At 66.3% G+C, this 24708-nt stretch carries 25 protein-coding genes, 1 tRNA gene and 1 pseudogene; 17 read left to right on the top strand and 10 right to left on the bottom strand.

Annotated elements, in window-relative coordinates:
- Window positions 1-35 precede the first annotated feature (35 nt).
- The 3 genes from FHS94_RS14725 to FHS94_RS14715 all read right to left on the bottom strand — a co-directional run bounded on the left by FHS94_RS14725 (window position 36) and on the right by FHS94_RS14715 (window position 6389).
- Window positions 36-4151, bottom strand: a complete 4116-nt coding sequence (locus tag FHS94_RS14725) for a translocation/assembly module TamB domain-containing protein (RefSeq protein WP_246348640.1) — start codon at window positions 4149-4151, stop codon at window positions 36-38.
- Window positions 4148-6121 carry an autotransporter assembly complex protein TamA gene (locus tag FHS94_RS14720; protein ID WP_184059203.1) on the bottom strand — a complete coding sequence of 658 codons (1974 nt, stop codon included), beginning with the start codon at window positions 6119-6121 and terminating at the stop codon, window positions 4148-4150. Before FHS94_RS14720 ends, FHS94_RS14725 begins: the two co-directional genes overlap by 4 nt.
- Before the next feature lie 61 nt (window positions 6122-6182).
- Window positions 6183-6389, bottom strand: a complete 207-nt coding sequence (locus tag FHS94_RS14715; RefSeq protein WP_184059201.1) for a hypothetical protein — start codon at window positions 6387-6389, stop codon at window positions 6183-6185.
- Between the two features lie 161 nt (window positions 6390-6550).
- On the opposite strand from FHS94_RS14715, the gene FHS94_RS14710 reads away from it, so the two are divergent.
- Complete coding sequence (locus FHS94_RS14710; RefSeq protein ID WP_184059199.1) at window positions 6551-6718, top strand: hypothetical protein; 168 nt, start codon at window positions 6551-6553, stop codon at window positions 6716-6718.
- A 417-nt stretch (window positions 6719-7135) separates the two neighbouring features.
- Here FHS94_RS14710 and FHS94_RS14705 read toward each other — a convergent pair whose 3' ends face one another.
- Window positions 7136-7747: a S24 family peptidase gene (locus tag FHS94_RS14705; RefSeq protein WP_246348639.1), complete on the bottom strand. Its 612-nt coding sequence runs from the start codon at window positions 7745-7747 to the stop codon at window positions 7136-7138.
- Window positions 7748-7840: 93 nt separating this feature from the next.
- On the opposite strand from FHS94_RS14705, the gene FHS94_RS14700 reads away from it, so the two are divergent.
- The 3 genes from FHS94_RS14700 to FHS94_RS14690 all read left to right on the top strand — a co-directional run bounded on the left by FHS94_RS14700 (window position 7841) and on the right by FHS94_RS14690 (window position 9592).
- Window positions 7841-8017: a hypothetical protein gene (locus FHS94_RS14700; protein WP_184059195.1), complete on the top strand. Its 177-nt coding sequence runs from the start codon at window positions 7841-7843 to the stop codon at window positions 8015-8017.
- Complete coding sequence (locus FHS94_RS14695) at window positions 8014-8337, top strand: hypothetical protein (protein WP_184059193.1); 324 nt, start codon at window positions 8014-8016, stop codon at window positions 8335-8337. Before FHS94_RS14700 ends, FHS94_RS14695 begins: the two co-directional genes overlap by 4 nt.
- A 70-nt stretch (window positions 8338-8407) precedes the next feature.
- Complete coding sequence (locus FHS94_RS14690; protein ID WP_184059191.1) at window positions 8408-9592, top strand: acyl-CoA dehydrogenase; 1185 nt, start codon at window positions 8408-8410, stop codon at window positions 9590-9592.
- A 10-nt stretch (window positions 9593-9602) separates the two neighbouring features.
- Here the strand turns inward: FHS94_RS14690 and FHS94_RS14685 are convergent, their stop codons facing one another.
- Complete coding sequence (locus FHS94_RS14685) at window positions 9603-10202, bottom strand: anthrone oxygenase family protein (protein ID WP_184059189.1); 600 nt, start codon at window positions 10200-10202, stop codon at window positions 9603-9605.
- Window positions 10203-10382: 180 nt separating this feature from the next.
- Here FHS94_RS14685 and FHS94_RS14680 point away from each other — a divergent pair, with 180 nt between their 5' ends.
- Window positions 10383-11240, top strand: coding sequence for an SDR family oxidoreductase (locus FHS94_RS14680; RefSeq protein WP_184059187.1), 858 nt, complete (start codon window positions 10383-10385; stop codon window positions 11238-11240).
- Window positions 11241-11283: 43 nt separating this feature from the next.
- Here the strand turns inward: FHS94_RS14680 and FHS94_RS14675 are convergent, their stop codons facing one another.
- Window positions 11284-12336 (bottom strand): glycoside hydrolase family 5 protein, encoded by a 1053-nt coding sequence (locus FHS94_RS14675; RefSeq protein ID WP_343055304.1) that lies wholly within the window; start codon window positions 12334-12336, stop codon window positions 11284-11286.
- Between the two features lie 144 nt (window positions 12337-12480).
- Between FHS94_RS14675 and FHS94_RS14670 the strand changes: the two genes are divergently transcribed.
- The 6 genes from FHS94_RS14670 (at window position 12481) to FHS94_RS14645 (ending at window position 16822) form a co-directional block, all read left to right on the top strand.
- Window positions 12481-12798: a DUF2218 domain-containing protein gene (locus FHS94_RS14670; RefSeq protein WP_246348638.1), complete on the top strand. Its 318-nt coding sequence runs from the start codon at window positions 12481-12483 to the stop codon at window positions 12796-12798.
- Between the two features lie 76 nt (window positions 12799-12874).
- Window positions 12875-13117 carry a hypothetical protein gene (locus FHS94_RS14665; RefSeq protein ID WP_184059183.1) on the top strand — a complete coding sequence of 81 codons (243 nt, stop codon included), beginning with the start codon at window positions 12875-12877 and terminating at the stop codon, window positions 13115-13117.
- A gap of 59 nt (window positions 13118-13176) precedes the next feature.
- The gene (locus FHS94_RS14660; RefSeq protein WP_184059180.1) at window positions 13177-14319 is read left to right on the top strand and encodes a CaiB/BaiF CoA transferase family protein; all 1143 of its coding nucleotides are present in this window, start codon (window positions 13177-13179) and stop codon (window positions 14317-14319) included.
- Between the two features lie 9 nt (window positions 14320-14328).
- Entirely contained in the window at window positions 14329-14874 is a 546-nt protein-coding gene (locus FHS94_RS14655) for a 2Fe-2S iron-sulfur cluster-binding protein (RefSeq protein WP_184059178.1), read from the top strand.
- A 108-nt stretch (window positions 14875-14982) separates the two neighbouring features.
- Window positions 14983-16053: an RcnB family protein gene (locus FHS94_RS14650; protein ID WP_246348637.1), complete on the top strand. Its 1071-nt coding sequence runs from the start codon at window positions 14983-14985 to the stop codon at window positions 16051-16053.
- An 82-nt stretch (window positions 16054-16135) separates the two neighbouring features.
- Window positions 16136-16822 (top strand): prolyl hydroxylase family protein, encoded by a 687-nt coding sequence (locus FHS94_RS14645; RefSeq protein ID WP_184059176.1) that lies wholly within the window; start codon window positions 16136-16138, stop codon window positions 16820-16822.
- 6 nt (window positions 16823-16828) lie between these two features.
- Here FHS94_RS14645 and FHS94_RS14640 read toward each other — a convergent pair whose 3' ends face one another.
- The 3 genes from FHS94_RS14640 to FHS94_RS14630 are packed head-to-tail and all read right to left on the bottom strand — an operon-like array spanning window position 16829 to window position 17799.
- The gene (locus FHS94_RS14640) at window positions 16829-17005 is read right to left on the bottom strand and encodes a hypothetical protein (RefSeq protein WP_184059174.1); all 177 of its coding nucleotides are present in this window, start codon (window positions 17003-17005) and stop codon (window positions 16829-16831) included.
- 45 nt (window positions 17006-17050) lie between these two features.
- Window positions 17051-17563 (bottom strand): hypothetical protein, encoded by a 513-nt coding sequence (locus tag FHS94_RS14635; RefSeq protein ID WP_184059172.1) that lies wholly within the window; start codon window positions 17561-17563, stop codon window positions 17051-17053.
- Window positions 17560-17799: a helix-turn-helix transcriptional regulator gene (locus FHS94_RS14630; protein WP_184059170.1), complete on the bottom strand. Its 240-nt coding sequence runs from the start codon at window positions 17797-17799 to the stop codon at window positions 17560-17562. Before FHS94_RS14630 ends, FHS94_RS14635 begins: the two co-directional genes overlap by 4 nt.
- 309 nt (window positions 17800-18108) lie before the next feature.
- Here FHS94_RS14630 and recJ point away from each other — a divergent pair, with 309 nt between their 5' ends.
- From recJ to FHS94_RS14605, 5 genes and pseudogenes are all read left to right on the top strand, one after another.
- On the top strand, window positions 18109-19875 hold the full coding sequence (gene recJ, locus FHS94_RS14625; RefSeq protein ID WP_184059168.1) for a single-stranded-DNA-specific exonuclease RecJ: 1767 nt from the start codon (window positions 18109-18111) through the stop codon (window positions 19873-19875).
- 61 nt (window positions 19876-19936) lie between these two features.
- Window positions 19937-20011: transfer RNA gene (locus FHS94_RS14620), tRNA-Glu, on the top strand.
- Between the two features lie 229 nt (window positions 20012-20240).
- Entirely contained in the window at window positions 20241-21548 is a 1308-nt protein-coding gene (locus tag FHS94_RS14615) for an O-antigen ligase family protein (protein WP_184059166.1), read from the top strand.
- 387 nt (window positions 21549-21935) lie between these two features.
- Window positions 21936-22085, top strand: a pseudogene (locus FHS94_RS19940) (DapH/DapD/GlmU-related protein); the annotation flags it as partial.
- 156 nt (window positions 22086-22241) lie between these two features.
- A complete protein-coding gene (locus FHS94_RS14605) occupies window positions 22242-23378 on the top strand; it encodes an acyltransferase family protein (protein ID WP_184059162.1) in 1137 nt (378 codons plus the stop codon).
- On the opposite strand, the gene FHS94_RS14600 is transcribed toward FHS94_RS14605, so the two are convergent.
- Window positions 23375-23620: a hypothetical protein gene (locus tag FHS94_RS14600; protein WP_184059160.1), complete on the bottom strand. Its 246-nt coding sequence runs from the start codon at window positions 23618-23620 to the stop codon at window positions 23375-23377. The genes FHS94_RS14605 and FHS94_RS14600 overlap by 4 nt on opposite strands.
- A gap of 268 nt (window positions 23621-23888) precedes the next feature.
- On the opposite strand from FHS94_RS14600, the gene FHS94_RS14595 reads away from it, so the two are divergent.
- Window positions 23889-24695, top strand: coding sequence for a class I SAM-dependent methyltransferase (locus FHS94_RS14595; protein WP_425506190.1), 807 nt, complete (start codon window positions 23889-23891; stop codon window positions 24693-24695).
- Window positions 24696-24708 lie beyond the last annotated feature (13 nt).

The following is a 24708-nucleotide window of genomic DNA, read 5'->3' as shown; positions in this document are numbered from 1 at the left end:
CACGAAGCGGCAAAAGCGTCCAACCGATCCGTGTTTCAGTAATCCTTGGACACGCGGACGTTGGCGCTTTGGCGCCCAAGCGTGGAGATGCTGGACAGGAGCGACAGCCAGCGGGTCACCTGAAACTCGACCTGTGTGGCCGAATATCCCTGACCATCGGTCACGATCTCAGCATAAAAGCGGCGAGTGACGTATTTGCCCGCGGCGATCGCGGTGCCCTGCCCCGTTTGCGGGTCGGCGGGAAGGATGCGAAGGCGATCGAGCCCCGCCGCCCGCCGTACCGCGTTGATCGGGTTGAGGCCGTTGCCGCCATTTTGCAGCGCCGCCACCGCCGCTGCGAGCTGAAGCGCTTCGGGGGCGGACAGGTTGGTGATGGAGGTGCCGAACAGCAGCCGGGACAGCAACTCGTCCTGGGGAAGCGCGGGTGTGCTGGTGAAGCTGATCTCTGGCTTCAGCGCATTGCCGGTCACGCGGATGCTGGCGTTGAGGCCGGTGGAGGTCGCGTCCGCCTCGATATCCAGCGCCGGATTGGCGGGCACCTCCCCGCCGAAGCGGATCACGCCGCGTTCCAGCTCGAACTCGCGGCCGGCGAACTCATAGTCGCCGCGGATCAGGTCGGCCCGACCGGTGATGGCCGGGTTTTCGGGCTGGCCGCCGATCTGGAGGTCGGCCGACCATTCGCTCGACAGGCCAAGGCCGCTGACCCGGAGGCCATCGCGGGCGCGGGCGCGAATGGCGAGCTGCCACGGGGTCACTGGGACATCGTCCTCATCCCCGTTTCCTTCGGGCAGGTTAATCTCCCGCACGTTCAATCGTGGCGCTGCGCTGGCGGCTGCGGCTTGGCCGAGGCGGTAGCGGCTGCGGTTGAGGACCACATCGCCCGAAATGGTGCCGCCTACCCCGGTGGAGCGGAACGACAGCGGCCCGGTCACGGTCGCGGCGATGTCGTCGCGTGCGATCATGGCGGCGTGGTCGGCGTCGAGCCGGATGTCGAGGCCGATCCCGTTCTGGGCGGCGAAGTCGAAGCGGCCCGTGCCCGTCACCCGCCCGCCCTTGCCCGCCGCCGCCGCAAAGCGGTCGATCTGGAGGCGCGACCCGGCAAATCGGCCGCTCGCCTGGATACCGGTCAGCACGGTGCCGGTGGTGGCGCTTTCGATGCGGGCGCCGTTGGCCTGGACCTGCCCGCGGATCACCGGCTGGTCGAGTGTGCCGCCCGCGTCGGCCGCGACCTGAACCGGGCCGGAGAGGTCGAACAGCTCGACCCCGGTCAGTCGCCATAAGGTGTCCGCGGGGCCTGCATAACGAAGCTGCGCGATCAATGGCGCGCGGGAAATCCGGCTGGCGAGGTCGCCGGTCCCAAGCGGGGTCGCGAGCGCCTGCACCCGCCCGATCACCTGCCCGCCCGATCCCATAACGGCGCGGATACCGAGCCGGTCGGCGGTAAGCACGCCCGCAAGGCCAACGTCGATCGGCTTGGACGACAGTACCAGCCCGGCGCGGGCGAGACCGCGGATCTGCATGTCGACGCGTCCGGTCGGCGCCGCGCCGGCTTGCGACCCGAGGGCGAGATGCCCCGACGCGGTGCCCGAAAGGCCAAGACCCGGATAACCAATGTCGAGAATGGCGAGCGGCATCCGCGTCAGCCCTGCGTCGATGCTGGTTTGGCTGCCAAAGCGCCCGCCCACCGTCGCCTCCCCGCCGGCGAAACTCAACCGCGTGGGCGCAAGCCGCCAGCCAGCGCCGTCCCGCGTCAGCGTCGCCGGCTCCAGCAAGCGAAGCGGGCGCCGATCCAGCGTACCCTGGGCAAGCACCGAATAGCTGTCTGCCCGGACCTGCGTCACGGTTTGAATGTCAAAGGCCCGCCCGCGCGAACCCGCGACCGAGGCGCGCACCTCTCCCACTCCGTCCACCAGATGCGCGGTGCCGGCGAAACGGGCGAGGCTCAAGGAACCTCGGCGCAGTCCCTGCCCGTTCGCCGTTGCGTCGATGTCCGTTCCGGCCGGGTCCAGCCGCATGACCAGATCGAGATGCCCGCGCCGCAGGGTCCAGCCCGCCGCCCGCGCGCCGCGCGCATCGAGATGTGCCTCTATCCGCTGCACATCGCCGTCGGGGCGGAAGCCGATCGTGCCGCCGAGCCCGCCACCCGCGACCGTCAGGCTGCCGCCGAAGCCGCCAGTCACGATGGCCAGCGATCCGCTGGCGCGCGTGCCCGCCACCGTGAGGTCGTCCACGTTGATCCGCGCCTGCCCGCCGGGGGGCAGCAGGATGGCGCCCGTCCCGGTGAACGGCCCCAGGCGTGAGGTGCCGGCGGCCCGGAACGCGAACCCCTGTGGCGTTGGATCGAGGTGCGCCGCAACGTCGCGGAGGCCCAGCGCCGCGTTCGGCCGCGCGAAACGGAGGTCAAGCCGGGGGTGGTCGATCTGGCCGTCCAGCACCAGCGTGACGGGACCATAGGTGGTCTGGGTCCCGCCGCCCTCGAAGTGGAACGTGCCGTCGCGGCGCCGATAACCGTTGCCCGTCAGCCGGATCGAGGGTGCGGTCAGCACCAGGCCACGGAACCACAAAATGCCATCCGGCGTCCGCTCCAGCCCCGTGGTGATGCGCGGCAGTCCGCCGGCAAGGCCGCGAAAAAAGGCGTTGTCGAGCCGCAGCATCTGCGCGCTGCCCTGCCCGACAATGCGCGTGCCGTGCCCGCCCGGCCCGGGTACGACCCGCAGCGTGGATTTCACGTCGACCACGCCCAGCCCCGGTATGACATAGCGGCCGAGCGCGCCCGCGACGCCGACCTGGTAAACGCCCGTGCGCAGGTCCAGCACCAGCGTGATCTGGCCAGACAGCTTGTCGGAACGGACACGAATGCCGTACCCGGTCAGCAGCGTAGAGGTGACCCGCAGTTGCCCCTCTGCGATCAGGTTGCGCAGGATGCCGCCCGCAACATCGCCCACTCCCGTTACGCGGGCCGCGCGGAAGCGGATGGGGACGATTACCGGCGCGGGGCTGAAGCGCCCCTGCCCCGCGGCATGGGCGTCCTCGAACCCGGTCTGGTCGAAGGCGAAGCGCTCTGCATCCAGGCGATAGTCGAAGCGGGCGGTGCGGAACGGGCCGTCGATCACCGCGCGCAGTTCGATGGTGCGGCCCGTCATGTTCGGGAACAGCGCTGGCGGCTGGAGCAGCCGCGCTCGCACGCGCACTGCATCGAAATCGCTGCTGGAAAGGTCGATCACGCCGGTCGCGGTCGCGGCCAGGGCGCGGCTGCGTAGAGCCAGCACGCCATCGATGCGGCGGTTGGCGAAGGTCGCGCTGCCGCTGACCAGCACGCGTGGGGTTGTCAGCCGCAGTAATTTGCCACGCAGGAATGGGGCCGGCGTTATCGTGCCGCCGAGCGTGTAGCGGCCGGACTCCACCCCCAGCCGCAGGTCCGCAACCGGCCTTCCTGCGATGCTGGCGGCCGCCGTGCCCTGCCAGCGCGTCCAGCGGCCGTCGCCCGCAACGGTGAGCGTGACCGGGCCGTGATTGCCCGCCATCCGCGCCAGCACGCCCCCGGCCCGGCCAGTCGCATCCACGTCGATGTCGAAACGGTCGCGATCTGGCGCGGCGTCAATCCTGAGACGCAGGCGGTCGCTGCCCGCCACCAGCGCGGACAGCTCCACCAGCGCCCGGCCGGCGTGGATATCGGCCCGCCCGGCGAGCCGCCCCTGCCGCGGCGCGCCGAGCACGCCCCGCGCGATATCCAGCCGCCCCACGGAGAGCGCACCGATGTGGATATCGAAATCGGGCAGTACCGGCCCGCGCCGCCCGGTCGGCCGGGCGCGTGGCACCTTCACGAAGGTCGCGCGGGGGATGGCAAGCCGTTCTATCTCCAGCCGGTTCGACAGCCAGGCGAGCGGACGCCAGTCGAGCGCGACGTCCGGCGCCTGGAACACCAGCCCTTGCGGATCATAAACGCGCAGGTTCGTCAGCCGGGTGTTGCTGTACAGAGACCCGTCGATCCGGCCGACGCTGAAGCGAAGGCCATTGGCGAGCCGCACCTCCCCGATCCGGTCGGCCACGAACCGGTGCCCGATCGAGGTGTCGACGAGCGCCAGCACGGCCCCTGCCAATGCAATTAGCGCCAGCAGCGCAATCAACAGCCAGCGCAGCGCTTTCTTCAAAACGCCTGTCCCAGGGACACATACACGGCCACCCGCGCGTCGCCCCGCTGCGGGTTGATCGGCGTGCCGACATCGACGCGGATCGGGCCGAAATTGCTGTAGTAGCGCACGCCCAGCCCCGTGCCGAAGCGCATGCCGGTGAAGTCGGGCAGCGCGGCGGTGTAGATATTGCCGGCATCCAGGAAGGGCACCAGGCCGAAATTGCCGAACGCCCTAACCCGCGCCTCGATCGAGAATTCAGCCAGGCTGCGGCCGCCGATCGGATCGTTGTTGGGGTCACGCGGCCCGATCGACTGAAAGCCATAGCCTCGCACGGACGCGCCGCCGCCCGCGTAGAAGCGACGTGACGGCGCCACCTGGTCACGGGGAGCGCCAACGATCGTCCCCAGCCGCGTTCGCGCCGCCAGCACCACGCGGTCGGTCACCGACCGGTATATGCTCGCATCGAACTGGGTGCGGGTGTAGCCAAAGGCTGTTCCCTGCAACGACAGCTCGGGCGACAGGCGCCCGCCGACCCGGAAACCGCGCGTCGGGTTCAGCAGGTCGTCAGATCCGTCATAGGTCAGGCTGGTCGGCGCGGCGGCGATGAGAAAGGTGCGTTGCCGGGGCTGGCCGGTGGACACGATCACATCCCGCTCGTCAGAGGCAAGCAGTTCTGCCCCCAGCGACCAGGTCCAGGCTTTCTGGAAGAAGATGTTGGTCTGCCGCTCCAGGCTGCCCGACAGCGAAAAGGTATTCGCCTCATAGGCGTCACGCTCGACATGGGCGGCGGCGATCTGGCCGGTCAGCACGCGATCGCGGCCGTGGAAGTTGTTACGCCGGAACACCGCCGCGCCAAGCTGTTCGCGCGTGCCGAGCACACCACGCAGGGTCAACGCCCCTTCGGGTGGGAACAGGTTGCGGTGGGTCCAGCTTGCCTCCGCCCGCGCGCCCTCGCCGGTGCCATAGCCAAGTTCGCCTGCAACGGTGCGCGGCGGGGCGGGATCGAGCCGGACGCCGATGTCGACGGTGCCGGGGGTTTGACCCTCGACCGGCTTCACCTCCGCCTGGGAGACGAGGCCGGTCTGGATCAGTGCGCGGCGCAGGTCGTCGATGGTATTTTGGTCGAACCGCTGGCCCGGCGTGAAGCGGGCGATGTCGGCGACATGGGCTGCGTCGAATACCCGGTTGCCCGGCAGGGCGATTACCTGCCCGAACCGCTGCGCCTGCCCCGGCGCGACCGGCAGGTCGAGCGTAGCTGTACGAGTGGCGTGGTCGACGACGACCTCTGGCTCGCCCACCTTGGCGAAGGGGAACCCCTCCCGACCGATCTGTTCACGCAGGCGCGCCTGCCCTGCGACGACCGTGTCGGCGTTGAGCGGATCGCCCGGCTTCACTCCGAACGCCCTTGTCAGCTCGTCCGCCTTGGCCCCTGCCTGCGCCACGCCGCCGAGGGTGACGCCGGCCAGTCGATACTGGTTGCCCGGTTCCGCCGCGAGCACCACCTGCGGCTTGGTCCCGGGTTCTACGCGCGTCGTGACCCGCGCATCATAATAGCCCTCCGCTCGCAGCAGGCTGACCAGCAGTTCGGCATCTTCCTTCGCACGGCGGTCGAGCTGTGCCGCGTTCGCTACCTCCCCGTCGTTCGCGTCGAGAGTCGATGCCGCCGCAAAGCGCTGATGAAGCAGTGCATCGCCGACGCCGTCGATCCCCTCGATACGCCAGCCATAGCGGGTCTCCGCCGCAGCGTCGGTGGTCTGCCCTGTTGCGGTGTCGGTATTGGTCGGGAGGGTCGGCCAGTCGACGCCGATACCGGACAAGGGCGCCAGTGCCGCGCCGGGATCCGGCATCGCCGCATCGGGAACTGGTTGCGGTGGCGCGGGGACCTGAGCCGGACTCACAGCCGGGACGCTCTGCGCGCGGACCGCCGGAGCAGCAAGGAGAACAAGCGCGGTCGCCGCCGGCGACAGCCGCGCAACGCGGATTACCATGCCCCGCCTGTAGATAGCGGAAGCGCGCCGAACAATGGCGCGCAGCGTTGTGATGCGGGCGTTAGTGGACGGTCCCCACCGCTTCGTCGCAACCCAGCAGAATGATCAACCGCTCGATCTGCCGCCACCGACAGAAGCGCAAGTGATTGCCGATGTCGCGCGACTTGTTGGCAAGAGCTGCGGCCTCGAACTCCGCATCGGTGCCGTGGCGGGCGATCAGGTCGGCGGCATCGGCCACCGCGGCGGAGTCGGACAGGTAGAGCTGCATTGTGCCCGACAGGTCGCACGAACCGTGCCACCGTTGCAGAGGCTACGGCAGGCCGGGGATCACAAAGGTAAACACGCGAAAAGCGGGGCATACGGAACCGTGCCAGCCGTCCCAGCACGGCACGGCTGGCGTCCCGGGGCGGGACGTGGCACTGGCCGTTCATGGCTGCTTCCCCCAATCCCGCCGCAGGTGGTGCCTTTATCGCGCTTGGTGCCATGGGGGGCGCGGCGATCGGCGTGGCGACCGGACAGACAAGTGCCGGCCTGCTGGTCGGACTGGGCCTGGGCATCGTCCTGGCCATTGTGATCTGGTTGCGTACGCGAGGCTGAAGGCTGGTCCGGGGCCATACCGCTCCGTCTGCTTCGCGGGGTAAGCGCCTAGCCGGGACGACCACCTGATGCCGCTCCGCCGCGCGCCGTCACACACGCGCCCTGCGGCATATTGAAGGCAGCCCGGAAGCAGGATCGGACGCCGACGTCGCGCTCGGGCAGCATCCGTGCAATTCGCCAATGGTCATGGTCAGCCCGGTTCCGGGCGACCGGCAGTGGTCAAGCCAAGCGTCCCACCGGTGAACATGCCCGGATTACTCAAAGGCTGAGCGGGCAGCGCGCTCCGTCGCTATTGGCCGATCGAGATACTCGTCACGACCACGGGTCGCCGGCCGAGTTCGTGCCCGAGCCGACCGACCCGGCAAGGGCCGCTCCAGCGCTGAAGCGCTTGAACAGTAGGGTTCCGCCTATCGCCGCCTAGCCCGGCCGGCGCATCAGCCAGACGACGCGTCCGATCACCTCGATCGGCAGGGACGGCACCGGGTCTGCGGTCGGGTTGTCGCTGGTCGCGACCAGGCCGCCCGCTTCGCGCCGCACGCGCTTGACCATGATCGCTTCGTCAATGCGGATCACGTAAACTGCACCGGTCGCGTCCGGGCGCCGATCCGCTTCGTTCACCACCAATTGGTCGCCATCAAGGATGCCCGGCGCCATCGAGTCTCCCCGGACGCCGATCACGCTGGCAAGGCCGTGACGAAGCCCCAGCGAGCGGGCGAGCACGGCGTCCACGGTGCCGACGCCGACCACCACCTCATCCTCCACCAGCGACCCTGGTCCCGCGGACGCGGCGACGCTCAGCACCGGCAGCCGTAACGCGGCATCGCGGACGCTCGCCCCCAGCCGCACCTCATCAACTCCCAGATGCTGGGCCAGCAGCTTGCGGTCGCGCGCGTCGAGGACCCGCGGGCTGCCGCGCGTCACATATTGGCCAAGATAGGACGAATTTCGCCCGAGCATGCCCGACAACGCCGCCAGGCTTTCGCCCCGACGCCGCGCCTCGGCCAAAAGCACCTCGCGTGGATCATTCATCATTCGTCTCCGCCGTCGAGGAAAATTTCCCTCGACTTGTTGGACGAGTCGTTCCTACTGGAACAGATCGGGAACGACAAGGCGAGTCGCGTTATGTCACTGGTCAGGGAGATTGAAGGATGCCTGCTCCGAACGGGGCTGAAGGAGACGCGGTTCGGCCGGGTCGCCGTGAACGACCCGCGGCTGGTCCGCGACCTGAGGCGTGGGCGAAAGCCGGGACCGGGCACCGTGGCGCGGGTACGCGAAACCATTGCGAGGCTCGACTCGTGATCGCAACCCCCGTTCGTGGCCGTGACGCAGAAGCGCGGCTGGCCCGCGCGCTGCACTCGTCCGCCCACGCGGCCGGACTGGCGATCGAGCTGGCCGACGTGCGCGCGCGGCCATGGGCGAGCGCGACGTTTGTGGGCATCCAGGTCTCGCTCGTCGTGTCGTCGCCCCGGTCACCGACGCTCGGCCGGTGGTTGTCCGACCTGCCGCTGGCGGAGTTGCCGATGCGGGATCACCTGCTTGCCAGCCTTGCGCTGGACAGGATCGAGGATGACGGGACCGTCGTTCTGACGACCATCACGGCGCTGGTCATCGAGAACTGAGCTACCCTGCCGGGGTGGACATCCGGGTCACCGCGCGCGAAGCGCTGACACAACATACAGGAGAGTTTGCATGGCGGGCATGGGCCGCTTCAGCTGGGAAGATCCGTTCCTTCTCGATGATCAGCTGACCGACGACGAGCGCATGGTTCGCGATACCGCGCGCGCTTATTGCGACGACAAGCTGGCGCCGCGCATCACTGACGCGTTCGCGCACGAACATACCGACCCCGAGATCTTTCGCGAGATGGGCGGGCTCGGCCTGCTCGGCCCGACGGTGCCGGAGGAATATGGCGGCGTCGGCGCGTCCTATGTCGCTTATGGCCTGGTCGCGCGCGAGGTGGAGCGGATCGATTCCGGGTACCGGTCGATGATGAGCGTCCAGAGCTCGCTCGTCATGTATCCGATCCTTGCCTATGGGTCGGAGACACAGAAGCGCCGTTTCCTGCCCAAGCTAGCGACGGGCGAGTGGATCGGCTGTTTCGGCCTGACCGAACCGGATGCGGGCTCCGACCCTGGTGGCATGATGACCCGGGCGCGCAAGACGGACGGCGGCTATGTGCTGTCGGGGTCCAAGACCTGGATCTCCAACTCGCCTATCGCCGATGTATTCGTGATCTGGGCCAAGTCGGACGCTCATGAGGGGAAGATCCGGGGCTTCGTGCTGGAGCGGGGGGCCAAGGGGCTGGAGACGCCCAAGATCGAGGGCAAGCTGTCGCTGCGCGCGTCGATCACCGGCATGGTGATGATGGACGAGGTCGAGGTCGGTGAGGACGCACTGCTACCCGACGTCGAGGGTCTGAAGGGTCCGTTCGGCTGCCTGAATCGCGCGCGCTATGGCATCAGCTGGGGCGCGATGGGTGCGGCGGAGTTCTGCCTCCATGCGGCGCGGCAATATGGGCTGGACCGCAAGCAGTTCGGCACGCCGCTCGCCGGGCGGCAGCTATATCAGAAGAAGCTCGCCGACATGGAAACCGAGATCGCGCTGGGGTTGCAGGCGAGCCTGCGCGTCGGGCGATTGATGGACGAAGGCCGCTTCGCGCCCGAGATGGTATCGCTGATCAAGCGCAACAATGTCGGCAAGGCGCTCGACATCGCCCGGGTCGCGCGTGACATGCACGGCGGCAACGGCATCTCTGGCGAATATGGCGTGATGCGCCACCTGATGAACCTGGAGACGGTCAATACCTATGAGGGCGCGCATGACGTCCACGCGCTGATCCTCGGCCGCGCAATCACTGGGCTGAGCGCGTTCTGAGGCGACACGGCTAGAGGTTGGCGACGAACCAGACCACAAACGCCGCCACCCCGGCCAGCGCGAGCGCGAGCAACAGGCGCACGGCGGGCGTATCGCGGGGCGCTGCATCGGTCGGCCAAGGCAGCGTGAGGGCGCGAAGCGGGGCGACAAAGGCGGCGGTCGCCCCCGCGACGCGTAGCCAATCCAGCATCACCCACCGGCGTGCCATCGCGATCGATTGCGCGTCGGTGATCCGGTCCTTGGGCGACCCGATGCCATGGTAGTGGAGGTCCGCGTTCATCGGCCAGAACGCGACCACTGTCAGGACCAGCAGCGCAAGGATACCGACCGAGGGCAGGCAGAGCAGCCATCGATACCGCCACGGCGTCCGCCAGCCGGTAACCAGCGCGCCAAAGCCGGCCAATAGCATCAGGGCGGAGAACGGGACAAAGAACAGCCCGGTGTCGACCGGCCAGGCCCTGCCATAAGGCATCATCGCCAGTGAGGCTGGCGGGTGAGCGCTCCACGCGCCGGCGAGGACAAGCAGATCAAACAGCTTCGCGCCGAGCAAGGGACCGCCGACCAGCACGGCGAGCCACAGGAAACCACGACACAGACGTTCCCTGCTCATCCCCTGCCCCTTGTCTCGCTCCATCTTGTCCATGCTGGCTCGAAGTCGCCGGCGCAGCAATCCTGGCGGCGGACCGCCGGGTTTGGCCGAACGGAGCCTATTCGACAGACCTGGGTTACTGCCCGCAACCGCGACCAGCGCTAACAGAAGCCGGGGCGGGCGTTTGGAGAGTGACAGCACATGACCGACGAACCCAAGCCACCGATGCCGGAACAGCAGCAGCCGATGCCCGGCAGCAGCGCAGCGATGGACCCCCAGCCCGATTATGGCGAGGACAGCTATAAAGGGTCGGGCAAGCTGGAGGGAAAGAAGGCAGTCATCACTGGCGGCGACAGCGGCATCGGTCGCGCGGTCGCGCTGGCATTTGCCCGTGAAGGCGCGGACGTGCTCATCTCCTACCTCAACGAGGAAGAGGACGCGCAGGAAACCCGGCGGCTGATCGAGAGCGCCGGCCGGCAGGCGGTGCTGGTGCCCGGCGACATCCAGTCGGCCGAGCATTGCCGCAGCATCGTCGCCAAGGCGGTGGAGGCGTTCGGCCGGGTCGACATCCTGGTCAACAACGCCGCGCACCAGGCGACGTTCGAGGACTTTACCGAGATCCCGGACGAGGAGTGGGAGGAAACCTTCCGCACCAACATCCATGCCATGTTCTTCATCACCAAGGCGGCGGTCCCGCACATGGCGGAAGGGTCGGCGATCATCAACACGACGTCCGTCAATGCCGACAGTCCGACCCCGCAACTACTAGCCTATGCGACCACCAAGGGTGCGATCCAGAACTTCACCGGCGGTCTTGCGCAGTTGCTGGCCAAGAAGGGTATCCGGGTGAACTGCGTCGCACCGGGGCCGATCTGGACGCCGCTGATCCCGTCCACCATGCCGCCCGAAAAGGTGAAGAGCTTCGGCGAGGAGACACCGATCGGTCGACCAGGGCAGCCAAAGGAGCTGGCGCCTGCATATGTGATGCTTGCCAGTTCGGAGGCGAGCTACATCTCCGGCGCGACGATTGCGGTGACCGGCGGCAAACCGATCATCTGACGGCCGGGCGGCGCTTCGGCTTCTGGAGCGCCGCCCCTCCGCCTCACTTTGCGTTCGGCACCAGCGCCTGGCGGATCGGTTCGACCCAGCGATCCTTGTCGATGTCGTACAGGATAAAGTCGCTGTCGAACTGCCAATAGGCCCAGGGGAAGCCATGCGCTTCCGCCTCGCGCCGGACGGTCGCCGTGTAGCGGGCGCGGGCTTCCATCGGCGTGCCGCTTTTCTCGTACGCGCCGAATTCGCCCATCAGCACGGGGCGGTCGTTCGCCTTCGACCAGGCGCCGACCTTGTCATAGTCAGCCTTGATCCGCGCTTCGTCGGCGGCCGTGAACGGGATGTTCTTCAGCCCGGCCATTTCGGGCGTCCAGGGCGCGCCCTGATGGGTGAAGCGGAAGGGTTCATAGGAGTGGAAGGTGACCAGGATGTTCCGGTCCTCCCTGGGCAGTTCGAGCCCGGGCAGTTCCTCCAGGTTGTTCCAGCGCGTCGGGCCGATCACCAGCGTGCGATTGGGGTTGGTAGCGCGCACGACGGGGATGAGCTTTGCCAGCATCGCGTTCCAGCGCGCGGCATCTAGCGGCGCATGCGGTTCGTTGAGCAGTTCAAACAACACGGTGTCGGGCGCGTCGCGGTAACGCTCGCCGATCTGCGTCCAGAAGGCGATGAGCTTGGGCTCGCATGCGTCCGGTGCTTCCGAGCAGAGGTTGAAGTCATGCTCGTCCAGGATGACGCCCAGGCCCGCCGCAGTGGCCTGCTTCACCACGCCGTCGAGCGTCGCGAGCCATTTGGGGTCAAGGCGGTTCTGCGCGTCCATGTGCTTGAAGGATTGCAGCACGACCCGGACGAAGTCGAAGCCGCCCTGCTTTATGATGCCGAAGTGGCGCGCCTTGAACCGGGCCTTGGCGGGATCGCTCCAAAGGAGATCATAGCCGATGATGTTGACCCCGCGTTTCAGGCGTGCGGCGGTCTGCCAGGCGGGGCCGGCACCGGCGGTGGACGCTGCCGCCGCCTGCGGAGACTCGCCCGACATGGCCGGCTGCGCGATTGCGGGCGTGGCGAGGACCAGGGCCGAACCCAGAAGGAAGTGAGCAAACCGCACGGCTGATCCTTTTCGACAAACGGGTGACAAGACGTTGCTAGCTGATCGGTTCGCTTCTGTCCCGTCGCACCGGCAGCGGAGCGGGGTCGTGGCGACAGAGGCGCCGGTCCCTATCTACCCGTTCGGAGCAGAATGGAGTTTCCCATGAGCGAGTTTACCGCTGATGCCGCCGTGCCGACGCCCAATGCCAGCCGCTATATCCAGCAGCTTTGCAAGCATTGGTCACATAACCTGCACGTATCGTTCACTGCCGAGGAAGGCACGATCACCTTTCCCAAGAATGCGCGGGGGGCGGATTATCCAGGTGACGCCGTCGTGACACTGACGGCGCAGGACTCCGTGCTGGACGTTCGGGTGAGCGCATCGGCGCCCGAGCAGCTCGAGAACCTGAAGGGCGTGGTCGCGAGCCACCTCGACCGCTTCGCGTTTCGAGAGGCTCCGCTCACCTTTGACTGGCGTTGAGGGGCCTCACCGGGCGTCGATGCCACCAAGCGAGGCTCGGTGCGTTGACGAGAAAAGCCATGCTGCGGAGAAAGCCATGACAGATCCGAATGCCACGACGACGCCCGCCCCCGACAATTTTGGCGACCTGCCGATGCAGCCGACCGGTTCAGGCGTGGCCGACCTGGAGATCGCCTATGAGCAGATGAAGCTTGCCGAGGGCGACGAGGAAGGGTCGACGGGGTTGGAAGCCACGGCCCCCGCGGCGGCCATCGACGCGGCCGATGTGCCGACCGAGGGCGGCGAGGACAAGGTGGAGAGCGCGGCTCACCCGAGTTGATCGCGCTTGCGGTCGCAAGCGCCCTGCCCAGCGGCGCCAGCCTGCGATAAGGCCGGGGGATGACGGTTCCGAATACTCCCCTTGCCGGCTTCAAGGTCGTTGAGCTTGCGCGCATCCTAGCTGGCCCGTGGGCGGGCCAATTGCTCGCCGACCTGGGCGCGGAGGTGGTCAAGGTGGAGAGCCCGGCTGGGGACGACACCCGCACCTGGGGGCCGCCGTTCGTCCCAAACCCGGACGGCAGCCGCGACGCCGCTTACTTCCATGCCTGCAATCGCGGCAAGCGGTCGGTGGTGGCCGACTTCACCACCGCCCAAGGTCAGGAGTCCGTGCGGGCGCTGGCCGCCGATGCCGATGTCCTGATCGAGAATTTCAAGGTTGGCGGGCTCGCGAAATACGGGCTCGACTATCCCACGCTGTCCGCGATCAACCAGCGGCTGGTGTATTGCTCGATCACCGGCTTTGGGCAGGACGGGCCTTATGCGGCGCGGCCCGGCTACGATTTCATCATTCAGGGCATGGGCGGGATCATGAGCCTGACCGGGGAGCCGGACGGCGCGCCGCAGAAAATCGGCGTCGCCTTTGCCGACATCATGACCGGGCTGTACGCCGCCAACGCGATCCAGGCGGCGCTGCTGATGCGGGAGCGGACGGGCCGGGGCCAACATATCGATTGTGCGCTTCTCGACACCATGACGGGGGTGCTCGCCAACCAGGCGACCAATTATCTGGTCGGCGGCGTCGACCCGCATCGCGTCGGCAACGCGCACATGAACGTGTCACCCTATGCCGTATTCCCGACCAGCGATGGCTGGTTCATCCTGGCGGTCGGCAATGACGGGCAGTTCCGCCGGTTTTGCGAGGTCATGGACCTTCCGATCGCAGAGGACCCGCGGTTCCTCTCCAACGCCGGACGGCTGGAACATCAGCCTGCGTTGTTCGCGCTGATCGAGGACGCGACCCGCCGGGCCCCTCGGGACACGCTGCTTGCCCGACTGGAGGCCGCGAACGTCCCGGCTGGGCCGATCAACACCGTTTCACAGGCGCTGGCCGACCCGCAGGTACGTGCGCGCGGCATGCAGATCGACGTCGAGCGGGAGGATGGGCTGACCCTGCCTGCCCTTCGTTCGCCGATCCGCTTCTCCGATGCCGAGCTCGCGGTCGGGCGCGCGGCCCCGTTGCTACCGCGCGCCGAGCAGGGCTAGGCAGGCGATGTGACCCGCTTCACCGTCAACAACCAACCGGTCGAGTACCGGCTCGATCCGCAGACACCGCTGTTGTGGGCGCTGCGCGACGCGTCCAACCTGACCGGGACCAAATATGGCTGCGGCACGGGCCAGTGCGGCGCGTGCACGGTGGACGTCGACGGCCAGGCGCGCCGGTCCTGCCAGGTCGCGATCGGCACGATCGAGGGCAGCTATGTCACCACGATCGAGGGGCTGTCGCGTGAGCGCAACCACCCGGTCCAGCTCGCCTTTCTGGCCGAGAATGTCGTCCAGTGCGGTTTCTGCATACCCGGTTTCGTGATGGCGGCCGCCGCCTTGCTGCGCCGGAACCCCGATCCCAGCGAGCAGGTTATCCGGGATACCCTGACCAACCTGTGCCGATGCGGCGTCTACCCGCGGGTGGTGGAGGCCGTGCAGCGCGCAGGACGTGCCATGCGGGGAGAGGAACTGATCCCGGCCGGTCCGCGCCCTGGCATCGAACCCGCAGATTCGGCGCGACTGGTGCCGGCCTTTGCTCCACCGTCCCGGCCATAAAGCTTTCTGGTCGCTGACGACCGGGTTCAGCATTGCATCAGCCCGACTCGGCCATACCCTGAACATCATAGGGGCCGGCTCGTGCGCCGGCGATCGGAAGGATGTTCGATGCAAAAGGCATTGCTGGCTCTGCTCGTGACGGCAGGCGCATGGCTGCCGGGCGTGGCAAGCGCGCAGGACGCGCCGGAGCGCTGGCGCGGCGGCGCTCGCGGTCAGGCGCAGGCTGCCCCGCGGTTCAATGGCGCGGGTGCCAACGGCAATTACCAACGTGGCAATTGGCAAGGGCGGCAGGAGGCTCGTGCACCCGCAGAGCGCCCCGCTCCGCCCCAGCCGCAGGTTCAGCCACAGCGCCAGCCGGACGGGCAGGATCGCCCCTTCGTGCGCGGCGGTGGTGGCCAGCGAACCGATTGGAACCGCGACGCTGGCCAACGACCGGACTGGAACCGGGCGGAACGAGGCGGCTGGGGCGGCGACCGTCGGCCTGGGGCACCCGGTAACGACGCGCGGCCAGCAGAAGCGCAGCGTCCTGTTTTCCAGCGTCCGGATGGCCAGCGCGATTGGCGCAACGGCAACCGGCAGCAGTTCAACGGGCAGCGCCCAGATGGACAGCGGTTCGACGGGCAGCGCTTTAACGGGCAGCGCCCCGACGGACAGCGGTTCGACGGCCAGCGGTTTAACGGCGAGCGGTTTAACGGGCAGCGGTTTAACGGCCAGCGCCCCGATGGACAGCGCTTTGGTGGGCAGGGCTTCAACGGCCAGCGCGACTGGCGCGGGGGTGATCGCAACCGTCCGTCCGCCGGTTGGCAGCGCGACCGCGCAGACTGGAACGACCAGGGCCGCAACGATCGCCGTTTCAGCGATCGCGCAAACTGGAACCGTGGCTGGCGCGATGACAACCGGTACGACTGGAATCGTTATCGGTTTTCCAATCGCAACGCGTTCCACCTGCCGCGCTACTATGCGCCGTCGAACTGGGACTATGGCTATCGCCGCTACGGCGTTGGCGTCCGGCTGAACACGATCCTGTTCTCACAGAACTACTGGATCGACGATCCGTGGGATTATCGCCTGCCAGAGGCTTATGACCCGTATCGCTGGGTTCGCTACTACAACGACGCGCTGCTGGTGGATGTGCGCTATGGCGAGGTTGTTGACGTCGTCTACGACATCTTCTGGTGATTGGTCGGAGCGTCGTGCCGGGTGATCCCGGCGCGACGCCCTGCGGCTTGCCTTTCGCGCTGGCGCTTGCAACATCCGGCCGATGTTCGGCTTCGGCAAAAAGCAACCTACCTACGCCTCCCCTGCCCGCGGGGAGATCGGCGCCAGCGTCGCCGCCCGGCTTCAGGCCGATCCGCGGATGCAGCAGGTGGAGCTTGCCCAGGCGCAGATCTTTTATGGCGTGGATTACCTGCCGCCGGATCAATGCGACCTCCTGATCGGCATGATCGACCAGTACCGCCGCCCCTCTACCCTGTTGTCAAACAAGGGAGGGCCCGGCTTTCGCACCTCCGAAAGCTGCGACATGGATCGACATTCGCCGATGGTGAAGCCGATCGACAACGGCCTTGCCGACCTGCTTGGCATCGACCCCGCCCATGGCGAGACAATGCAGGGCCAGCGCTATGCGCCCGGGCAGCAGTTCAAGGCGCACCATGATTACTTCCACGAAGCGGAGGACTACTGGCCCGCGATGAAGGCCGGCGGCGGCCAGCGCACCTGGACCGCGATGATCTACCTGAACGATGTGCCGGAGGGCGGCGCGACCTGGTTCCCCTCCGCCGGCATCAAGGTGGCACCGCGCCGGGGCATGTTGCTCGCCTGGAACAACATGAAGCTGGACGGCAGCCCGAACGAATGGACCATCCATGAAGGGATGCCGGTCGTCGAGGGCGTGAAGTACATCGTTACCAAATGGTTTAGAGTGGGGCGCTGGTCGGGCGCGTCCTGACGCCGCTCAGCGAGGGCGGCGCAGGCGGACCAGGGCATAGCCGGTGAACAGGGACACGATCAGGGCGATGCCGAACCCGATCAGGGCACCCCATCGCCCGCCGACCGGACCGGCGACCAGCCCGCCCAGCACAAGCCCGACGATCGGCAGAATTACCAGCAGCAAGCATCCGATCGCGATCATCAACGCCTACTCCGGATTGGCAACATCGCGACAACCTCGCGACCCTCAATCGTCGTCGTCGATTGGGGCCCGCGCCCAGCTTGCGTAACAGGTCGGCCCGGCGGTGTAGATCGTAGCCAGGACGAAGGCGAGTTTCATAATCGTCGAGCGCAAGGCGTCGGCCGTCCAGCCCTGGACCAAAGACAGCCCGACGATCGTCCACAATCCAATCACAGCCACGGCGGCCAGCGCTGAAAACGCGGCCAGGAACGCGCGGGCGCGCAACGCCCGGTCGAACTCGTCCACGCGCTCCGGCCCCCCCCAAGGTTTGACCGGCCCCAGGATGGGCATCAGGTTCGCCAGGCCAAAGCCGAGCAGGAGCATGGCGTATCCCCACCAAAGGTTCGGCTGACCCAGGTCGACCAGGAAGCCGGCGACCGTCAGGACGAGCACGACGACGGAGAGCCAGCGCATCGAGCGCCGGCGCGGGTGCCCAGCTGCGAAGGACGGAATGCCCGTCCAGGCCACGCTATCGTCGAGACGCTCCAATATGCCCTTGCGGGCGCTGCGATGGCTCATGGCTGTTCTCCCGCGCGACGCAGTGCGTCGGTGATGGATGGGAAGGGTTGAAGCGAGAATACCAGTTCGACCTGTACGCCGAATACGCTCGCGATCTTGAGCGCCAGTTCCAGGCTGGGCTTGTAGTCACCCCGTTCGAGGTAGCCGATCGTCTGCGGGTTCACATCGACTGCCTCCGCCAGGTCCTTGCGGCTGAGCCCGCGGTCGTGACGGAGCAGGGCGATCCGGTTGAACATAGCGGGATGCTACCACAATGTTGTGTAAACACAACGGTTCGTTTGCGCCATTAATGGTCCAGGTCTTTTTTCTCGCCATTGCAGGCCTGCCGACCCTTCTGATCTGATCCAGTATGATAGCGCGACGACTGCGGTGGCGACGACGTGCAAGCCCCTGTCCGGCAACGTCATCCCATGCGATAGCGCGACGGCAATGTATCACCCGAACACCTCGTCCTGCCCGACCCCTCCCATTACCTCTTGCCGTGCCCAGGTGATTTCGGGTGCCGCGTTTTACCCTCGCCCCTTCATCTCGTCGGCGATTGCGCGATGAGCCATGTTCTCGGCATCGAACGGTCGATCCTGGGCCAGCCATGGCGTTGGCGACGGCTTGCCGCGGACGGGCGCACTGGAGACCTGTCGGGCGACACGGGCGGGGATGACCTGCTGACCCAGTTGCTGCTCGCGCGCGGCGCGACACGGGAGTTGCTGGAGCAGCATCGCTCGCCGTCGATACGCGGTTTCATGCCCGACCCATCTGTGTTCCGCGACATGGACCGCGCAGCCGCACGCCTGGCCGACGCGGTTGAGCGTCGCGAGTCCGTGGCGGTATTCGGCGATTACGACGTCGACGGGGCGACCTCGGCGGCGCTGCTGACCTTGGTATTGCGCGACCTGGGTGTCGAGCCGCGTGTCTATATCCCCGATCGGCTGACGGAGGGCTATGGCCCGTCCGGCCCCGCCATGGTCCGGCTGGCGCAGCAGGGCGCGTCGCTGATCGTGACGGTGGACTGCGGGGCGCAGGCATTTGACGCGCTGCTCGCCGCGCGTGACGCCGGCGTCGAAGTGTTGGTGGTCGACCACCATCAATGCGCCGCCACCCTGCCCCATGCCCATGCGGTGGTGAACCCCAATCGCCTCGACGAGGATGAGGGCAAGGCACATGGGCACCTCGCCGCGGTCGGGGTTTGCTTTCTGCTCGCCGCCGCGCTGGTGCGAACCTTGCGCGCGCGTGGCTATTTCGCCGGGCGCGCGGAGCCGCGGCTGCTCGACCTGCTGGACCTCGTTGCGCTGGGCACGGTGGCCGACGTTGCCCAGCTGCGCGGGCTCAACCGCGCCTTCGTGGCGCAGGGGATCAAGGTCATGGCCGGCCGCCGAAACATTGGGCTGTCGGCTCTGATTGACGCATCGCGGCTGACCAAGGCCGTGAGCGCGAGCGACCTGGGCTTCGCACTCGGCCCTCGCATCAATGCTGGCGGGCGGGTCGGGCGAGCGGACCTGGGCGTGCGGCTGCTGACCACGCAGGACCCGGCCGAGGCGCGCGCGATCGCCGCAGAGCTCGACCGCCTCAATGAAGAACGCCGCGCGATCGAAGCAGGCGTCCAGCAGGCGGCGGAGGCCCTGCCCGCCTCGGCGCGCGTGGTGGTGGTCGCCGGCCATGGCTGGCACCCCGGCGTGATTGGCATTGTCGCCGGGCGGCTGAAGGAAAAGCTCGGCCGGCCCGCCATCGTGATCGCATTGGACGACAATGGCCTGGGCAAGGGATCGGGCCGGTCGATCCCCGGCGTGGACCTCGGCTCGGCCGTGCTGGCGGCCAAGGAACATGGACTGCTGGTCGCGGGCGGCGGTCACGCGATGGCAGCGGGCCTGACCGTAGCGGCAGACCGTGTTGGCGAACTGGCGGCGTTCCTTGAAGACCGCCTCGCCGAGGTGGTCGACCGATCACGGGCAGATCGGGCATTGTTGGTCGATGCCGTGCTGGCGACGGGCGGGGTGTCCCCGGCCCTGGTCGAGCAGCTTGAGGCGGGCGGCCCTTATGGAACGGGCTGGCCCGCGCCCCGTGTAGCGGCCGGGCCAGTGCGAGTGATTCGGGCCGACGTGGTCGGCAACGGCCATGTCCGATGCGTGGTGGCCGGCGATGATGGCCGCAGCCTGAAGGCGATGGCGTTTCGATCGGCAGACACCGCCCTTGGCGCCGCGCTGCTGGGCGCGCCGCCGCACCGGCGCCTGTGGCTCGCCGGGCGGGCAAAGCTCGACGACTGGGCACAGCGCCCGGCGGCGGAATTGCATGTCGATGATGCAGCCTGGGCGGAGTGAACGCTTTCTGCGCGACCCGCTTGACCCCTGCGCCATGCCCGGCTAGTTCCGCCCCCGCTACGGCCCCTTCGTCTAGCGGTTAGGACGCGGCCCTTTCACGGCTGAAACACGGGTTCGATTCCCGTAGGGGTCACCAGCATCGAGAAGCTTTCTTTTCTCTGCTGGTGATAGCGGCTTTTGCGCCCAATCCGATCTACTCGTCTCCAGAGCCCGTCCGCCTGCAGCGTACCTCGTTTTTGCCGAAATTGTGACGACCGACCCTGACAACATTCGCCACACAGCGCGTGATGGTCCGAAGATCTTCGTCCGGACCAGACCAATCTGGCGCGCTTTAACGTTCGGGCCCGTGCGATATAGCGCGAGTCATGCCGAGCCTCTCACAAGAAGCCTCTTCTCGCTGGGAGCGTCTTGCCCTCGGCGGTCTCGCGGCCGTGACCCTTACCGCCTATTTCTTCTGCTCGGCGATCAGTTCGTCTTGGGGGCTTTGGGTCTTCCTGCTGTGTTGGGCTGCCGTTCTGGCGGTGAGGCCGAGTCTGATACTGGAGCATTTCCAGGGCTGGCTCATCTGGCTCTTGCCAGCTTTATGCATGCTATCAACCGCCTGGTCGCGCTGGCAGTCGCTGACGTTCAAGCAGGCGACCGAGTATATCGTGTTCACGCTGGCGGTGATGACGATGGCGAAGGTTGTGGGGCGTCGTTCAACCCTTCTCGCAGTGGTCGCCGCACTGGTCGTGGTCGTCGGCATCAGCCTGGCTACAGGTACCGGGGGTCGCTTGTTTTCCTCCCCTGGCACCATCGCCCTGAGAGGCATTTACGCGAGCAAGAACTTCCTGGTGTTCAATTGCGCTGTCCTTTCGGTCAGCGCACTGGTCGGGGCGCTGGACAAAGGATTTCCGCCCCTCGCGCGGCTCTTCTGCATTGGCGCTATCTTTCTGGGCATCGTTGTCGGGTACATGGGCCATTCGCTGGGCGGCATGGTGGCGATGGTCATCGCGATGATGTTCGTGCTGGTGACCGCGCTCGGTTCCAAACTGACGATGTCACTAAGGTTTAGCCTGGTAGCACTGCTGTTGGCGACCATAACGGTCATCGTGGTCGGCTTCCTTGTCATTCCGCCAGATCTGCTTGGAGAAGCGCTGCGCTCTGTAGGCAAGTCCTCGGATCTGACCGGCAGGACGATCTTGTGGGCTCAAGCGCGGCTTGAAATGGAGCAGCATCCCTGGCTCGGCATCGGCTTTGCCGCGTATTGGCATCCCGAGTTCTACGACGCGCTTGGACTTTACAGGGCGCTTGGGATCGATGCCATGACGGGGTTCCACTTCCACAACCTGTTCTACGAAAGCGCCGTCGAGCTAGGATATGTAGGCGTTCTCGTGATGGCGATTACGTTGTTGACTATCACCGGAAAGGGCCTTGCCCGCTTCGTCACCGACCCGTCCATCAGTTCAAGTTTTACGCTCGGTGTCATGACGCTACTTCTCTCGCGCGTTTACCTGGAAGTGGATTTCCTGTCGCCATTCAGCGAGGGGACGTTCCTGGTCACGCTCTGTTATGCTTTCTTAAAGCCGGATCGTGTAGCCCTAGGCTCTCGCGCAAAGCCGTCTTTCAGGACTGACGACCTCCTAAAGTTTCGCGATGACGAGATGCGAGAAGAGACAGCAACTTCGAGGTGATCAGGTATGGGACGGGGCGGGGCTTCACGGGTCACTCGAGCTACCAAAGGTGTTTTGCTCTCGCTGGTTTGGCGGATGAAGGGCGTCAAGGTGCGCGATCGAGTAATCTGCGATGGCTTGAGCCCAAGCATCGGCACTGCAGGTCTGCTTGAGCTTGGATCCAGAACATCATTTCGAGGCAAAAGGCGCCGCACTCGTCTTGGTGCCGCCGATGGCGCGACACTACGTATCGGCGACAGGTGCTTCATCAACAGCGGTACCGTTATTGAAGCATCGTCCAGGATCGAGATCGGATCACGCACCAAGATCGGTGACGAGGTTCTGATCCTCGATTCCAACTATCATGAAGTCAGCGAGGGTGCCGGCGTCAAATCCGCTCCTATCGCAATTGGGCGCAACGTCTGGATCGGCAATAGAGCGATCATCCTACCTGGCGTCAGCGTCGGCGATCACAGTGTGATTGCAGCAGGTTCGGTTGTGACGCGTGACGTCCCCGCACGGGCAGTCGTCGCCGGCAATCCGGCCCGGGTGGTACGCGACGTTGCATGCTCCGACACTTACGTTCGACCATAAACCGCTGTTCGGCGGACCTTTTTAGCCCTAAACAGTTCAACCCGGCGCCAACGGGCTTCGTTGGAGCAACCTCTAAGGTATTTTGAAGCGAGCACGATGGCTGCGCACTCCGGAGTGGACATGAGGGGTAAAGCTTCAGAAGCGCGGATCGACTTCTTGGACAAATTGCGCGGCCTGGCGGCGGCTCTCGTGTTCGTCCAGCATGCAGCCGATCACATTATCCTGGAGTCATCAGGAGCGTACCTCCGCCCGTTGTTCGTCGAGGCTTTCGATGCTGGCCGGTTCGGGGTCGCCCTGTTTTTTATCATCAGCGGGTATGTCGTCCCTTTCTCGATCAAGGGGCCGCTGGCGATCAGGTCTTTCGTGATTGGCCGGGTGTTTCGCCTATATCCCGCCTATTGGCTGTCCATCTTCGCGGCGCTCGCGGTATTCTATATCTTCAAGGGTTTCGTACTTCCCTGGAAGCAGGTGGTCGTCAACATGACCATGCTGGAAGCGCTATTTGGCGTTCCGTTTGTGCTTGGGCCGTACTGGACCCTCATTATCGAGATCGCCTTCTACGTCTTTGCAGCGTTGCTCTACAAAGTCGGGCGGCTGCACTCTCAGGCCGTCGCTTTCCTTCTTGTGGCGGCTTTTGCGGGCGGAAGCATCCTGCTCACGATGGGGTCGATCCTCACAGGCCATTACCTGCGGGCGAACCTTGCCCTGAACTTGTCGCTGATGTTTCTGGGGCTGGTACTGCGGCTCGAGGACGAAAAGGGAGCCGCTGGCAAGAAGAGATACGAGCTCGGTGGCCTCACCCTGGTGTTTGGTGCAATCATCTTCTCGGCCCTTCTGGGCGGAGACCGGGCTGGTCCGCTATTCACGACGACGTCGTTCACCTCCGGTTATGTTCTGGCCGTTTTATGCTTCCTGGCGTCGCGAGCGCATGTGTTCAGGTTGCCGCAGTGGTTGGCGTGGCTCGGGACGATCAGCTATTCGGTCTATCTATTCCACGAGGTGGTTCTGAGCGCGGCTGATCCCGTCTTGTCCCGCACGTCTTCCGGCGCGAGCCACCTGCTGATCGTGGTCGTGTGTGCTGTGCTTGCGGTCGCGGTCTCAACCCTGGTTTATCACCTGGTCGAGAAGCCGAACATTCGGCGAGGTCGTGCAATCGTGTCGTGGATCAGGTCACGGCCGGATGCCGGACCATCCAGGGGCGCCTCTCCTTCATCGAAGGATGGGCCGGTGAATGTCACCGGCCCACCGAACAATTAGTTGCTGTCCGAATTGTCGTTGTCGTCAACGGCGATGATCACGCCGCCAGCAACGATGGCGGCCGCCAGAATGGCCGCGATCAGGCCCCCACCAGCCAGTCGCTCCTTGCCGGCCGGCGCAGATGCGCGGACAGACTTGGCGACCGACAACGATGCGGCGGGGTTCGCCGGGGCAGCTGCCGCGACCGTCGGACTTGCAATCAGGGCGGCACCCGCAAGCGCGGCTGCGATGGTCTTGACCATAAGTATCTCCGTTCCGTGGTTTGTTGTGGGCCAGGCCTGTGTCGGCGCGGCGAGATCAATAACGCACTTGTGGCGGGTAGGTGCCTTGGGCGGGCGCGAACAAAACCACGCTCGACCTGAAGTGCTCGTTTATTAACAGACAGCTCTTCTGCCAGACACGGGCAGATCGGCTGGTGATTTAGCCAAGGCCCGATTGTTGGGTTGCACTCACACCCCCGTCACGTTCAAGAACGCGGCTTCAGGCGCGATGTCGCTCGAGGGGACTTTCATGATGCGCGTATTGATCTTGGCAGGGCTTTTGATCCCGGCCAGCCTGACGGCGGCGTCCGCCGCGACCCAAGCTCCTTCCGCTGCGGTCCGTGCCGCCGTTGCCGATGCGCAGCGCACGCCGGCCAATCGCCAGCGCGACCGCTATCGCCACCCTGCCGAAACGCTGGCGTTCTTTGGGGTTCGGCCGGAGCAGACGGTGGTGGAGTTCCAGCCGAGCGGCGGCTGGTATACCGAAATCCTGGCGCCCATGCTGAGCGCCAAGGGCCATTATGTCGGGCTGGTCGCCGGCGGCCAACGGGCACAGGACAGCTTTTCCCGGCTGCTCGCAGCTGGGGGCGAACGCTACCGGGGTGCCAGGATGGCGACGCTGGATCCAGCCACCGGTTCGTCCACCGTGCCTGACGGTTCGGCCGACGTGGTGCTCACCTTCCGCAACGTTCACAACCTGATCATGGGCGGCGGCAACAACGCCGCAAATAGCTTCCGCGCCTTTGCCCGCATGCTGAAACCAGGCGGGACGCTGGGCGTGGTGGACCATCGATTGCCCGAGGAGATGAGCGCGGACGCCGAGCGCGAGAGCGGCTATGTTAAGCGTTCCACCATCATCCGGCTTGCCCAGGATGCCGGGTTCCGACTTGCGGCCGAAAGCAAGGTGAATGCGAACCCCCGCGACACTCACCAATGGCCCAAAGGAGTCTGGACCCTGCCACCCTCACTCCAGTTGGGCGACACCGACCGGGCCAAATATCTGGCGATCGGGGAAAGCGATCGCCTGACCCTGCGCTTCGTCAAATCCGCACGCTGATCATTCGTCTCAA

The sequence above is a fragment of the Sphingomonas aerophila genome (assembly GCF_014199305.1).
Taxonomy (GTDB): Bacteria; Pseudomonadota; Alphaproteobacteria; order Sphingomonadales; family Sphingomonadaceae; genus Sphingomonas; species Sphingomonas aerophila.
Note: the sequence above shows the minus strand (reverse complement) of the source record. Positions and strands in the feature narration are given on the sequence as shown.